Origin of the sequence: Nocardiopsis sinuspersici (assembly GCF_001998325.1) — a bacterium.
Classification (GTDB): Bacteria; Actinomycetota; Actinomycetes; order Streptosporangiales; family Streptosporangiaceae; genus Nocardiopsis; species Nocardiopsis sinuspersici.
In genome coordinates this window covers 5,918,434-5,930,812 of record NZ_MCOK01000001.1, presented here as the reverse complement: position 1 = coordinate 5,930,812, position 12,379 = coordinate 5,918,434, and the positions used below count along the sequence as shown (strand labels likewise).

The following is a 12,379-nucleotide window of genomic DNA, read 5'->3' as shown; positions in this document are numbered from 1 at the left end:
CCAGGCTTTTCCCCCCTTTTCTCCCCTCCTGCCCTCTCAGGCCCGCGACCCGGTGCGCCGCCTCCGCGGTCGTCCCGTCGTCAGCTGTCGAAGCCCAGACCCATCGCGTCCAGGCCGCGCAGCCACAGGTTGCGGCGTCCCCCGTCGCGGTCGGCGGCGGCCGTGGCGCGCAGGGTCAGCCCGATGCCCAGGGAGCGGACCGGCTCGGGAGGGAAGGGCAGCGGCTTCTCACGGACCATGCGAAGCCGGGTGCGCTCGGTGTCCAGGCCGTCGAGGCGGTCCAGCATCACCTGAGCGCCGAAGCGGGTCGCGCCCACTCCCAGCCCCGTGTACCCGGCGGCGTAGGCCAGACGGCCTCCGTACCCGGTACCGAAGAAGGCGGAGAACCGGCTGCACGTGTCGATGACCCCGCCCCAGCTGTGGGTGAACCGCACGTCCGCCAGTTGGGGGAAGGTCTCGAAGAAGTGCCCGGCGAGCCTGCGGAAGGTCTCCGGGCGCTGGTCGAACTCCGGACGCACCTTGCCGCCGTAGTGGTGCACGATGTCGTAGCCGCCCCACAGGATGCGGTTGTCGGAGGTCAGCCGGTAGTAGTGGAAGAAGTTCGCGGCGTCGGAGACCCCCTGGCGGCCCTTCCATCCCAGGGAAGCCATCTGCCCGTCGGTGAGCGGCTCGGTCATCAGCGCGTAGTCGTAGACCGGGGCCAGGTAGTGCTTGAGCCGGCGCAGGGGTCCGGGGAAGGCCCCGGTCCCCCAGGCCACCTTGGACGCGTGCAGGGCGCCGCCGCCGGTCTCCAGGCGAAGGCCCCTCGGCACGGAGCGGATCGCGCGCACGGGCGTGTTCTCGAAGACGCGTACGCCGAGCCGCCGGCAGGCGGCGCGCAGGCCCCACACGAGCTTGGCCGGGTGGACCATGGCGACGCCGTCGGGCTCGTACAGTGCTCCCACGTAGGTGGGCGAGTCGATCTCCCGCCGGGTGCGCTCGGCGTCCCACACGTACGAGGTGTGGCCCAGGGCGGCCGTCGTCTCGGCGGACTCGGCGAACCCCTCAGCCTGCCAGGGCTCGGTGGCGGCCAGGATCTCGCCGGTGCGCTCGAACCCGCAGTCGATCCCGTACCTGGCCACCGCCTCCTCGATACCGTCGAGGTTGGCGCGGCCCTGGCGTTCGAGCTCGCCGATCTCCTCGGGCCAGCGCTCGGCGCCGTTGTCGTAGCCGTGGGTGAGGCTGGCGGCGCAGAACCCGCCGTTGCGCCCGGAGGCCGCCCACCCCGTGGTACGGGCCTCCACCAGCACCACGTCGCGGTCGGGGTCGCGCTCCTTGGCGATGAGCGCGGTCCACAGCCCGCTGAAGCCGGCGCCGACCACCGCCAGGTCGGTGGACACGTCACCGGACAGGGGCGGCTCGGGCTCGGGGACGTCGTGCCCCGGGATGTCGGGATCGAGCCAGAAGACCCGGGGCCGGGTGTCCGCCAGGGCCCTCGCCACCCGCTGGGTCGCTCCGTCGGCCATGGTTATCGCTTCCGTTCGTGGTTGGGTACCGGTACGGGACTCAGTCCCCGGCCGCGGACCGGCGCCGGGCCATGACGACGTTGACCACCGCCAGGAGCAGCCCGACCGCGAACAGCAGGGTGCCCATGACGTTGACCTGCGGCGGGATGCCCACGCGGGTGGCGCCCCAGATCCACAGCGGGAAGGTGGTGACGTCGCCGCTGACGAACGAGGTGATGATGTAGTCGTCGATGGACAGGGCGAAGGCCAGCAGTCCTCCCGCCATGATGGCGGGGAACAGCATGGGCAGGGTGACCAGGCGGAACGTGGTCCACGAGTCGGCGCCGAGGTCACGGGCGGCCTCCTCCAGGCGCGGGTCCAGGGTGATGACGCGGGCCCGCACGGTGATGGCTACGAAGGACACGCAGAACATCACGTGCGCGATGACCGTCGTCCAGTAGCCGGTGGTCACGTTCATCATCAGGAAGGTGGACAGCAGCGCGGCGCCGATCACCACCTCGGGCGCGCTGATCGCCGCGAACATCACCAGGTTGGTGAGCTGCTTGCCCCGGAAGGTGAACCGGCCCAGGGCCAGTCCGAGCAGAGTGCCCAGTCCGCCGGAGACGACCATCGACAACAGCGCGATGCTCACCGAGTTGAACATCGCCTCGTTGAGCTCGGTATGGGCGAACGCGTTCTGGTACCACTTCAGGGTGAAGCCCTGCCAGGTGATGTTGTGCCGCCCGGCCGGGTCGTTGAAGCTGAACACGATCATGAACACGATGGGCGCGAACAGCCAGGCCAGCACGGCCCAGGTGTGGTAGCGGCCCCAGTCGACCCGGCGCCGCGCCCGTCCGCGCACGGCCGCCGGAGCGGTACCGCCCCCGGTTCCGTTCCCGGTGGTGCCTCCGCCGCTCCCGGCGGCGTTTCCGGCGGCGGTGCCCCGCCCGTGGACGTCGGTGTTCACGCGTGCACCTCCATGACCCGCTCGGTGCCCAGGGCACGCGCGTAGCTGAAGATCCCGACCAGCAGCAGCCCCATGAGGACGAAGGTGATCGAGGCGGCGATCGGATAGTTGTTGTTGACCAGGTACTGGGTCTGGATGACGTTGCCGATCATCGTGTTGTGCGTCCCTCCGAGCACCGAGGCGTTGACGTAGTCGGCGCTGGTGGGGATGAAGGTCATCAGCACCCCGGCGAACACCCCGGGCAGGGACACCGGCAGGACCACCCGCGCGAAGGCCTGGAAGCGGTCGGCGTACAGGTCGTGCGCGGCCTCCACCAGGTGCGGGTCCATGCGTTCCAGGACCGCGTAGATCGGCAGGACCATGAACGGCAGGAAGTTGTAGGCCAGGCCGAGGATCACCGCGAGCGCGGAGTTGAGGACGGCGAAGCCCTCCGAGAGCAGTCCGAGGTCCTTGAGCGTGCCGAGCACCACCCCGTTGTCGGAGAGGAAGAACCGCCAGGAGATGGTGCGCAGCACGAACGAGACGAAGAACGGCAGTAGGATCAGTAGCAGGTAGGTGGACTTGTGGGCCCCGCCGCGGAAGGCGATCCAGTACGCCATCGGGTAGCCCAGGACGATGCACACGAGGGTGGCGCAGGCGCCGTAGAACAGGGAGCGCAGGATCTGCTCCCAGTAGGTGCCGACGGCGGTGGCGTAGTTGCCCACCTCGAAGGTCTGCTGGAAACCGGTGACCACGCTGCCCGTGGTCAGCGACATGGACAGCATCCCGCCGATGGGCACCACGAAGAACAGCGCCAGCCAGGCCCACGCCGGAAGCACCAGCACGTAGGGCGTGATCTTTCGGTTGCTCATGGTCTCGGACTCAGCTCTGTGTGACTGCCTGGAACAGGGAGGAGAACTCCCCCTGCTGGTCGGGCTCCAGCGCCACGTAGTTGTGGAGCTTCTGGTAGTCGCTCTCGTCGGGGAAGACCAGAGAGCTCTCCGACATCGCGCGCAGGGCCTCGGCGCGCTCGCCCTCCCCCTCGGCGGCGGCCCACTCGGCCATGACCTCCTGCGCGTGCGGGACCGGGGAGATGTAGCCGATGTACTCGGTGAGGCCCGTGGCGATCTCCGGCTCGTAGAGGAAGTTCATCAGCTCGATGGCGTCGACCGGGGCCTTGGTGGTGTACGGGATCATCAGGCTGTCGGTCCACAGGGTGGCGCCCTCGTCGGGGATGACGAACTTGAGGTCCGTGCCCGCCTCGGCGTTCTGCTGGTAGATGTCTCCGGACCAGGCCATGGTCATCCACAGGTCACCGGTGGTGAGCGGCTGGATGTAGTCCTGCTCGTAGTAGGCGCGCACCACGCCGGAGTCGCGCTGCTCGCGGAGCTTGTCGGCCGCGGCCTCCCAGTCCTCCCGGGTGGAGTCGGCCGGGTCGACTCCGTTGGCGAGCAGGCCGAAGACGGCGATCTCCTGCGGGTCGGCGAACATGCCGACCTTGCCCTCGAAGGCCGGGTCCCACAGGTCCTGCAGGCTGGTGATCTCCCGGTCGACGAACTCGGGGTTGTAGGCGATGCCGGTGATGCCCGAGGCGTAGGGGACGGTGTGCTTGTTGCCGGGGTCGTAGGAGGTGTTCTTGTAGATCTCGCCCGCGTACTCGGCGAAGGCGGGGAGCCTGGTGTGGTCCAGCCGCGCCAGGTAGCCGAGCTCGATGAGCTTGGCCAGCTCGAAGCCGTTGGTCAGGACCATCAGGTCGTAGCCGATGTCGTCGCCGTTGGCGAGCTTGGGCTGGATCTGCCCGAAGAACGACGCGGCCTCGTGCACGTCCTCCTTGTAGTCGACCTTGATGCCGGTGGACTCGGTGAACTGCTGGATCTGGGTGCGTTCGGGGTCCATGTACAACGGCCAGTTGGCCCAGCGCAGGTTGCCCGTGCGCTCCTTGCCGGCCCAGAAGTCCTCGCTCGCGGCGGGTTCGCGCTGCTGGCCGTCGACTCCGCAGGCGGACAGGGCGAGTGCGGCCGCGGCGGCGCCGCCCGCCTGGAGGGTGTGGCGGCGGGTGATGCCGGGGATCGGCAGGGGACCGCGGCGGGCCCGGGTGAGCCCGCGCAGGAGGGCGGGGTCCAGCGGGGGGCGCTGTCGGTTGTTCATGTCGTCGTTCCCTACTTCGGTTCTTCGGAGACCGCCGTCGCCGTGTCGGAGCGGACGGGGCCGGGGGTCCGGGGCGGGGCGGGCACCTCCCGTGCTCGGAGGTACCGGACGTGGCTGGTGGATCTGCTGTGACTATGGGGCTGATGTGCCTGTTAGGGCTTATGTGTCTGTTGAGACTGGAGAGGGTGACTGGTGCCCTGCGGGGCTCGGCGAGGGGTGTGCGCGGGCGGTGCGGTCAGGACGGGAGCGCGTAGGAGTGTTCAGGTCGCCAGGACAGCCACACCCGCTCGCCCCGATCGGCGACCAGGGTGGAGCCCGACGCGTTCTGCCGGTAGACCGTGATCTCCTCGCCGCCGCCGATGTCCACCTGGTACTGGGTGGCCGCACCCGTGTAGACGGTCTCGGCGACCGTGCCGGGGACGCGGCTGACGTCGCCCTCGGGCCGGTCGGTCCCGATGTGGATCTTCTCCGGGCGGACGGTCAGGTGGATGTGGGAGCCGGTGGTGACCGTCCCGGGCAGTTCGGCGACCAGGGCGGTGGAGCCGTCGGCGACCTCGACCTTCCACAGCCTTCCCGCGGCGGCGCCGACCACGCCGCGGACGAGGTTGCTGGTACCGATGAAGTCGGCGACGAACCTGGTGGCGGGGCGCTCGTAGATCTCGGCGGGCGCGCCGAGCTGCTCGACCACGCCGTTGTTCATCACGGCGATGCGGTCGGACATGGTCAGCGCCTCGCCCTGGTCGTGGGTGACGTAGACGAAGGTGATGCCGACCTCGCGCTGGATGCGCTTGAGCTCGACCTGCATGGACTGGCGGAGCTTGAGGTCGAGCGCGCCGAGCGGCTCGTCCAGGAGCAGGGCGGAGGGCTCGTTGACGAGCGCGCGGGCCAGGGCGACGCGCTGCTGCTGGCCGCCGGACAGTTGTGACGGTCGGTGCTTGGCGCGGTTCCCGAGCTCGACCAGGTCGAGCATCCGGCCGACCCGGCGGGTGACCTCGGCCTTGGGGACCCTCTTGCGCCTCAGCCCGAACGCGACGTTGTCGGCCACGCTCATGTGCGGGAAGAGCGCGTAGCTCTGGAAGACCATGTTGACGTCGCGGTGGTTGGCGGCCACACCGGTGACGTCGCGGCCGTCGAGGTGGACCACACCCCCGGTGGGGTCCTCGAACCCGGCGATCATGCGCATGGTGGTGGTCTTGCCGCAGCCGGACGGCCCGAGCAGTGAGAAGAACTCCCCGCGTTCGATCTCCAGGTCGACACCGTTGACCGCGCGCACCGTTTCGGAACCGGTCCGGAAGGACTTGGTCACTCCGGCCAGGCGGATCGCGGGCCCCACGGCCGGAGCGGTGTCTGCTTCGGGTACCTCGGATTGGGTGGTGCTGGTGGGAGCCATGGTGGGGTATTTCCTGTCAGTCTCGTTCTTGCCGCGGACTCGCGGCGGGGCCCGGGCCGCGCGGGGCGGCTCGACGGGAGGGCTCAGTCGCCGATGTAGCTCATGACGTGCTTGACGCGGGTGTACTCGTCGAAGGAGTACATCGACAGGTCCTTGCCGTAGCCGGAGTGCTTGAAGCCGCCGTGCGGCATCTCCGCGGTGATCGGGATGTGGGTGTTGATCCACACGCAGCCGAAGTCCAGGCGGCGCGAGACCCGCAGGGCGCGTGCGTGGTCGCGGGTCCACACGCTGGACGCCAAACCGTACTCGACGGAGTTGGCCCAGCTCACAGCGGTGTCCTCGTCGGTGAAGCGCTGCACGGTGATGACCGGTCCGAAGATCTCGTCGGTGACCATCTCGTCGCCCTGGCGCAGGCCGGATACCACGGTCGGCGCGTGGAAGAAGCCCTCGTCGCCGACCCGGGAGCCTCCGGCGAGGACCTCGGCGTGGTCGGGGACGCGGTCCAGGAAGCCGCTCACCCGGGCCAGCTGGTCGGCGTTGTTGAGCGGGCCGTAGGCGGCGTCGGGGTTGCTGGGCGGGGCGGTGACGGTGCCGCGCGCCTGTTCGGCGAGGGCGGCGGCGAGGTCGTCGTGGATCCCCGGCGCCGCCAGCACGCGCGTGGCGGCGGTGCAGTCCTGCCCGGCGTTGAAGTACCCGGCCTCGGCGATCCCGGCGGCGGCGCGCTCGACGTCGGCGTCGTCGAAGACCACGACCGGCGCCTTGCCGCCCAGTTCCAGGTGCAGGCGCTTGAGGTCCCTGGACCCGGCCTGGGCGACCTCGTACCCGGCACGGGTGGAGCCGGTGAGGGAGATCAGCCGCGGCGCGGGGTGGTCCACCAGGGCGCGGCCGGTGCCGCGGTCCCCGGCGACGACGTTGAACACGCCGGGCGGGAGGAACTCGGCGGCGATCTCGGCGAGCAGCAGCGTGGAGACCGGGGTGGTGTCGGAGGGCTTGAGGACGATGGTGTTGCCCGCGGCCAGGGCCGGGCCGATCTTCCAGGCCGCCATGGCCATGGGGTAGTTCCACGGCGTGATCTGGCCGACGACGCCCAGCGGCTCCCGACGGGTCCAGGAGGTGTGGTCGGCGAGGTACTCGCCCGCGGCACGCCCCTCCAGGTTGCGGGTGGCGCCCGCGAAGAAGCGCAGTGCGTCCAGGACCTGGCCGATCTCCTCGGTCCGGGTGAGGCCGACCGGCTTGCCGCAGTTGCGGACCTCGGCGTCGACCAGCTCGTCCGCGCGCTCCTCCACCCGGTCGGCGAACTTGTTGAGGGCGATCTGCCGTTCGGCGGGGGTCCGGTCGCGCCATCCGGAGTCGAAGGCGCGCTGGGCCGCCTTGAAGGCGTTGTCGACGTCCTCCGCCGTGGACACCGGGGCCGTGGCGAAGACCTTTCCGGTGGACGGGTCGACGAGGTCGCCGCGCATCCCGTCCACGGTGTCGACGTACTCGCCGTCGACGAAGTTACGGAGGTGGTCGGGTCCGGGCTCCTGGGTCACTACGGCTCCCTGCGGTCGGGTGCGTTCTCGGCGCACATGGGCTGTGATCCGTCACACTGCCACCCGTGACTCGTGCATTCAAGGGATTCCGTTGTAAAGTTTCTGTTTCTCGACGGATACTTGACAGAAGGGCCATAGATGCCACTATTTCTATTGAGTGGGTTCTGTTAAGACCCCCGGGTCGACCTCCACGGTCCCCGCACCACCCAGCGATCTTGGAGAACCAAGTGGCAGCGCACCTGAGCCCGGAGCAACTCCAGCGGGCCGCCAAGGACCATCTGTGGATGCACTTCACGGAGATGGCCGCCTACGACGACGCCGACGTTCCCGTCATCACCCGGGGCGAGGGCGCCTACGTCTACGACTCCGACGGGAACAGGTATCTGGACGGCCTGGCCGGCCTGTTCGTCTCGCAGGTGGGCCACGGCCGGTCCGAGATCGCCGACGCCATCGCCGAGCAGGCGCGTGAACTGGCCTACTTCCCGATCTGGACCTACGCGCACCCCAGGGCGGTCGAACTGGCCGACCGCCTCGCGGGGCTGGCGCCGGGCGACCTCGACCGGGTCTTCTTCACCACGAGCGGCTCCGAGGCGGTCGAGTCGGCCTGGAAGCTGGCCCGCCAGTACTTCAAGGCGATCGGTGAGCCCACCCGGCACAAGGTGATCAGCAGGAGGCTCGCCTACCACGGGACCAGCATGGGCGCCCTGTCGATCACGGGCCTGCAGGCGATCAAGACCCCGTTCGAGCCGCTGGTGCCCAGCACGGTCCAGGTACCGAACACGAACTTCTACCGCGCTCCCCGGCACGGCGACGACCTGGAGGCCTTCGGCCGCTGGGCCGCCGACCAGATCGAGGAGGCCATCGTGCAGAGCGGCCCCGAGACCGTCGCCGCCGTCTACGTCGAGCCCGTCCAGAACTCCGGGGGCTGTTTCCCGCCGCCGCCCGGATACCTTCAGCGGGTACGCGAGATCTGCGACCGCCACGGCGTGCTGATGGTCTCCGACGAGGTGATCTGCGCCTTCGGACGCCTCGGCGAGTACTTCGGGGCGACCAGGTACGGCTACCTGCCCGACATGATCACCTTCGCCAAGGGCGCCACCAGCGGGTACGTCCCGCTCGGCGGGCTCATCGCGCGCGAGAAGCTCATGGAGCCCTTCAAGGAGGAGGGGGCCGCCTTCCTGCACGGCATCACCTTCGCCGGGCACCCGGTGGCGGCGGCCGCGGCGCTGGCCAACCTCGACCTGTTCGAGAGCGAGGGCGTCCTCGACAACGTCCGGGAGAACGGGCCCGTCCTTCGCGCGACCCTGGAGAAGCTCCTGGACCTGCCGATCGTCGGCGACGTGCGCGGTGACGGGTTCTTCTACGGCATCGAGCTGGTCAAGGACAAGGAGACCAAGGAGACCTTCACCGAGGAGGAGTCCCACCGGCTGCTCAAGGGCTTCCTGTCCGGAGCGCTCTTCGACGCCGGGCTCATCTGCCGCGCCGACGACCGGGGGGAGCCGGTCGTGCAACTGTCCCCGCCGCTGACCTGCGGCCCGGAGCAGTTCGACGAGATCGAGCGCGTCCTGCGCAAGGTCCTCACCGAGGCCTGGGACCGGCTCTGACCCCGCCGCCCCGCCTCCGGCGCGCCCCCGCCGCGGTCGGCGGGGGCGCCGCCGTGTGCGGGACCGGTTTCAGGAGAGGGCCCGGCGGCGGACGGCGCCGAGGCCCAACCACACCGCCGGGACCAGCACGACGTGCATGAGGGCGAGGACGGCCTCGGTGGCGAGGTCGGTTCCCGCGAAGAACGGCATCGCGGTGGAGGCCGCGGCGAGCACGGTCCCGACGATCTGGCCCGTGCGGAGGAAGCCCTTCCACAGCAGGGACAGCAGGACCGCGGCGGTGAAGCCGGCGGCGAGCGGGGCCGCGCTCATGAGGGCCACTCCCCCGGCCTCCACCGCGGCGATCCCTCCGGCTCCGTCCGGATGCTCCATGGAGGCCCCCACGAGGTGGCCGAGGCCGAGGAGTACCAGGTTGGCGGCGGTGGCCGCGGCGACGGAGACGGCTCCGGCCGCCCACCAGGGGGCGCCCGGGCGTCGGGTGGCGGGGGTCGGGGTGGCGGCGGTGGTGGTGGTGTTCATGGGATCTCCAGTCCGACGTGCGGTGTGCCTCGTCGTGGAGATCCTCCAACCTCAATATTACTTGAGGTCAATGCGGAGTGGCGCGCATCACGCCCGTTCCAGTGCGGCCAGGGCGGTGACGGCACCGAGCTCCCAGCAGGCCTCCCGGGCCCCGGCGTCCGGACGGCCGGTCACGGTGACCGGCGGCCGGTGGCGCTCCCACCCGATGCCCTTGGCGATGGACTCGACCGCCCGGACCGCGCCGGAGGTGTCACTGTCCCCGTGCACGTACAGGGAGTACGGCAGCCCCCCGGTCGTTCCCTGGGCGGGGTAGAAGACCGTGTCGAAGAAGACCTTGAGGGCGCCGGACATGTAGCCGATGTTGGCCGGGGTCCCCAGGATCAGGGCGTCGGCGCCGAACAGGTCGCTGGCCGTGGCCGACAGCGCGGCCTCGGTCCGCACCTCCACCCCCTCGATGTCGTCGGTGCGGGCACCGTCGAGCACCGCGCCCAGCAGCTCCTGGGTGGCGGGCGAGACCGTGTGGTGAACGATGAGCAGTCGTGCCATGTCCCCACACTAGGAGCCGCGGGCACGGCGGCCGCCGTCTCCCGCACTGTTCCCGGGTCCGGTCCCTGCGCCCCGGCCGCCGCGGCCGGGAGCACTACGGGCACGGCCGCGACCAGGCCGGCCGGCAGCGGCCCCAGCGGGGAGAGGGACGGGGCGGCGGCCACGGGGACCTCCGGGGGCTCCTGCCCCGGCGGACACCGGGGCCGGAGCGGGGACGGATCAGGAACAGCAGGAGCAGCCGGGGGCACAGGCGCACCCCTCGTCGGATTCGGCGGGGCCGGCGGTGGTGTCGGGAGCGGTCAGGGCGATCCCGGCCGGGGCGCAGCAGGCGTCCCCGCGCCAGGCCTCCAGCCCCTCGCGGACGGCGACGACGGCGATGGCCAGCGCCACCAGCGGGTCGGCCCAGGCCCACCCGAACAGGGCGTTGACGCCCAGCCCGACCAGCAGCGCGGCCGACAGGTAGGCGCACAGCAGCGTCTGCTTGGAGTCGGCCACCGCGGTGGCCGAGCCCAGCCCGCGGCCCGCACGGCGCTGGGCCAGCGACAGGAAGGGCATGACCACCACCGACAGGGCGGCCAGCGCGATCCCGACGGTGGAGGGCTCGGCCTCGGCTCCGCCGATCAGGGAGCGCAGGGCCTCGACGGTGACGTAGGCGGCCAGGGCGAAGAAGGACACCGCGATGACGCGCAGCGCCCGCCTCTCCCTGGACTGGCGCACCTCGGGGTCGCGGGCGGAGAACTGCCAGGCGACCGCGAGGGCGGAGGAGACCTCGATGAGCGAGTCCAGCCCGAAGCCGATCAGGGCGGTGGAGGAGGCCAGGGTGCCCGCGGTGAGGGCGACGACGGCCTCGACGAGGTTGTAGGCGATGGTGGCGGCCACCAGCAGGCGCACACGCCGGGTCAGGGTGGCGCGGCGTTCCTCGCTCAGCGGCGGGGCGAGCGGGCGGGACATCAGCGGCAGCCCTCCTCTTCGGCGTCGACGCACGTGGCGTCGGTCTCCACGGCCAGCACGGCGCTGCGCAGGTCGTCCAGGGCATGGCCCAGGCGGGCGTCGGCCAGTTCGTAGCGGACCCGCCGCCCCACGGGCACGGCCACGACCAGGCCGCAGTCGCGTAGGCATGCCAGGTGGTTGGACAGGCGGGTGCGGCTGACGCCCAGGGTCTCGGCCAGGTCGGCGGGATGGGCGGGGCTCTCGCGCAGGGCCAGCAGGACCCGGCAGCGGATGGGGTCGGCCAGGGCCCTGCCGAAGCGGGCCAGGGCGTCGATGTCGGTGGCGAGGGTGAACATGCCCCAACGGTACACACAATCCTGGATTCAGGAAAGGATGGACCCAGTGTGGTCCCGCGCGACCGAGGGCGGGACCGTGTGGTGGGCGGTGAACGGCGGGGCCCTCCTCCACACTGGGAACCGGAGGCACACCGACCGCCGCCCGCTCAGAAAGCCAGGCCCGCCATGAGTCAGCCACCCGATCCGCACGGACCGCACCGCCACGGGCCCGGGTCCGGTGACCGACCGTCCACGGGGCCGTCCGACGGCGGGCGGCCTCCGATGGGGCCGCCTCCCCCCGGCTTCGGGCCTCCCGGGCCGGGCGGACCCGCGGGCCCGCCAGGATTCCCGTCCCCCCAGGATCCCCGGGGCCCGGAGAAGACCTCCCCCTGGCTGTTCGTCGGCCTGGGCTGCGGCGGCCTGTTCGTCGTCGGCGTCGTCCTGGCCCTGCTCACCGTCTTCGTCCTCGACGACCGCGGCGAGGACGGCGGCGACGGGGGCACGGGCAGCGGCGGGACACGTGCGCCGACCGCCACGGACACGCCCGGCACGAACGAGACCGTCGAGCACGACGGCATGCTCTTCACGGTCACCGGCACCGAGGTCACCGCCGAGATCGACGGCCACCACCCTCGCGGCGAGTACCTCATCGTGCACGTCGACGTCGCCGACGCGGGCGCCGGCGAGTTCTGGCGCGACGAACAGCACGTGTACACCTCCTCCGGCGAGCGGATCGGGGAGGACTACAACGCCACCCTCGAACTCCGGAGCCCCATCTGGCAGGACCTGCCCGACGACGGCTCCCCGGTGGGCGTCAGCATCGCCTTCGACGTGGAGTCCGCCGCCGACGTCTCCCACATCGGCCTGAGCGCGCGCTTCCGGGGCGGCAACGAGGTCGAGGTCGACCTCGGCGACTGACCGGCCCGGCCGCCCGCACACGGCTCGGTC

The 12,379-nt window shown here is 71.1% G+C and carries 12 protein-coding genes; 2 read left to right on the top strand and 10 right to left on the bottom strand.

Annotation, left to right across the window (positions count from 1 at the left end; genetic code table 11):
• Positions 1–80: 80 nt before the first annotated feature.
• The 6 genes from NOSIN_RS25795 to NOSIN_RS25770 form a co-directional block, all read right to left on the bottom strand.
• Complete coding sequence (locus NOSIN_RS25795; RefSeq protein ID WP_077693208.1) at positions 81–1,505, bottom strand: NAD(P)/FAD-dependent oxidoreductase; 1,425 nt, start codon at positions 1,503–1,505, stop codon at positions 81–83.
• A gap of 40 nt (positions 1,506–1,545) precedes the next feature.
• Complete coding sequence (locus NOSIN_RS25790) at positions 1,546–2,346, bottom strand: ABC transporter permease (protein ID WP_077693778.1); 801 nt, start codon at positions 2,344–2,346, stop codon at positions 1,546–1,548.
• Between the two features lie 101 nt (positions 2,347–2,447).
• The gene (locus tag NOSIN_RS25785) at positions 2,448–3,302 is read right to left on the bottom strand and encodes an ABC transporter permease (RefSeq protein WP_077693207.1); all 855 of its coding nucleotides are present in this window, start codon (positions 3,300–3,302) and stop codon (positions 2,448–2,450) included.
• A gap of 10 nt (positions 3,303–3,312) precedes the next feature.
• The gene (locus tag NOSIN_RS25780; protein WP_171986639.1) at positions 3,313–4,578 is read right to left on the bottom strand and encodes an ABC transporter substrate-binding protein; all 1,266 of its coding nucleotides are present in this window, start codon (positions 4,576–4,578) and stop codon (positions 3,313–3,315) included.
• Between the two features lie 235 nt (positions 4,579–4,813).
• Positions 4,814–5,968, bottom strand: a complete 1,155-nt coding sequence (locus NOSIN_RS25775; RefSeq protein ID WP_077693206.1) for an ABC transporter ATP-binding protein — start codon at positions 5,966–5,968, stop codon at positions 4,814–4,816.
• A gap of 83 nt (positions 5,969–6,051) precedes the next feature.
• On the bottom strand, positions 6,052–7,500 hold the full coding sequence (locus tag NOSIN_RS25770; RefSeq protein ID WP_077693205.1) for a gamma-aminobutyraldehyde dehydrogenase: 1,449 nt from the start codon (positions 7,498–7,500) through the stop codon (positions 6,052–6,054).
• Between the two features lie 227 nt (positions 7,501–7,727).
• Here NOSIN_RS25770 and NOSIN_RS25765 point away from each other — a divergent pair, with 227 nt between their 5' ends.
• On the top strand, positions 7,728–9,104 hold the full coding sequence (locus NOSIN_RS25765) for an aspartate aminotransferase family protein (RefSeq protein WP_077693204.1): 1,377 nt from the start codon (positions 7,728–7,730) through the stop codon (positions 9,102–9,104).
• Positions 9,105–9,173: 69 nt separating this feature from the next.
• On the opposite strand, the gene NOSIN_RS25760 is transcribed toward NOSIN_RS25765, so the two are convergent.
• The 4 genes from NOSIN_RS25760 to NOSIN_RS25745 form a co-directional block, all read right to left on the bottom strand.
• Positions 9,174–9,620, bottom strand: coding sequence for a DUF6069 family protein (locus tag NOSIN_RS25760; RefSeq protein ID WP_077693203.1), 447 nt, complete (start codon positions 9,618–9,620; stop codon positions 9,174–9,176).
• A gap of 87 nt (positions 9,621–9,707) precedes the next feature.
• The gene (locus NOSIN_RS25755; RefSeq protein WP_077693202.1) at positions 9,708–10,166 is read right to left on the bottom strand and encodes a flavodoxin family protein; all 459 of its coding nucleotides are present in this window, start codon (positions 10,164–10,166) and stop codon (positions 9,708–9,710) included.
• A 219-nt stretch (positions 10,167–10,385) separates the two neighbouring features.
• The gene (locus tag NOSIN_RS25750; RefSeq protein ID WP_077693201.1) at positions 10,386–11,117 is read right to left on the bottom strand and encodes a cation diffusion facilitator family transporter; all 732 of its coding nucleotides are present in this window, start codon (positions 11,115–11,117) and stop codon (positions 10,386–10,388) included.
• Positions 11,117–11,452, bottom strand: a complete 336-nt coding sequence (locus tag NOSIN_RS25745; protein ID WP_077693200.1) for an ArsR/SmtB family transcription factor — start codon at positions 11,450–11,452, stop codon at positions 11,117–11,119. The genes NOSIN_RS25750 and NOSIN_RS25745 overlap by 1 nt, the downstream gene beginning before the upstream one ends.
• Before the next feature lie 261 nt (positions 11,453–11,713).
• Here NOSIN_RS25745 and NOSIN_RS25740 point away from each other — a divergent pair, with 261 nt between their 5' ends.
• A complete protein-coding gene (locus NOSIN_RS25740) occupies positions 11,714–12,349 on the top strand; it encodes a hypothetical protein (protein WP_077693199.1) in 636 nt (211 codons plus the stop codon).
• The last annotated feature ends 30 nt before the right edge of the window (positions 12,350–12,379 follow it).

Coding starts and splice junctions, on each gene's coding strand:
- NOSIN_RS25795 (WP_077693208.1), bottom strand. CDS start 1,505: ATGGCCGACGGAGCGACCCAGCGGGTGGCGAGGGCCCTGGCGGACACC.
- NOSIN_RS25785 (WP_077693207.1), bottom strand. CDS start 3,302: ATGAGCAACCGAAAGATCACGCCCTACGTGCTGGTGCTTCCGGCGTGG.
- NOSIN_RS25780 (WP_171986639.1), bottom strand. CDS start 4,578: ATGAACAACCGACAGCGCCCCCCGCTGGACCCCGCCCTCCTGCGCGGG.
- NOSIN_RS25775 (WP_077693206.1), bottom strand. CDS start 5,968: ATGGCTCCCACCAGCACCACCCAATCCGAGGTACCCGAAGCAGACACC.
- NOSIN_RS25760 (WP_077693203.1), bottom strand. CDS start 9,620: ATGAACACCACCACCACCGCCGCCACCCCGACCCCCGCCACCCGACGC.
- NOSIN_RS25755 (WP_077693202.1), bottom strand. CDS start 10,166: ATGGCACGACTGCTCATCGTTCACCACACGGTCTCGCCCGCCACCCAG.
- NOSIN_RS25750 (WP_077693201.1), bottom strand. CDS start 11,117: ATGTCCCGCCCGCTCGCCCCGCCGCTGAGCGAGGAACGCCGCGCCACC.
- NOSIN_RS25745 (WP_077693200.1), bottom strand. CDS start 11,452: ATGTTCACCCTCGCCACCGACATCGACGCCCTGGCCCGCTTCGGCAGG.
- NOSIN_RS25740 (WP_077693199.1), top strand. CDS start 11,714: ATGGGGCCGCCTCCCCCCGGCTTCGGGCCTCCCGGGCCGGGCGGACCC.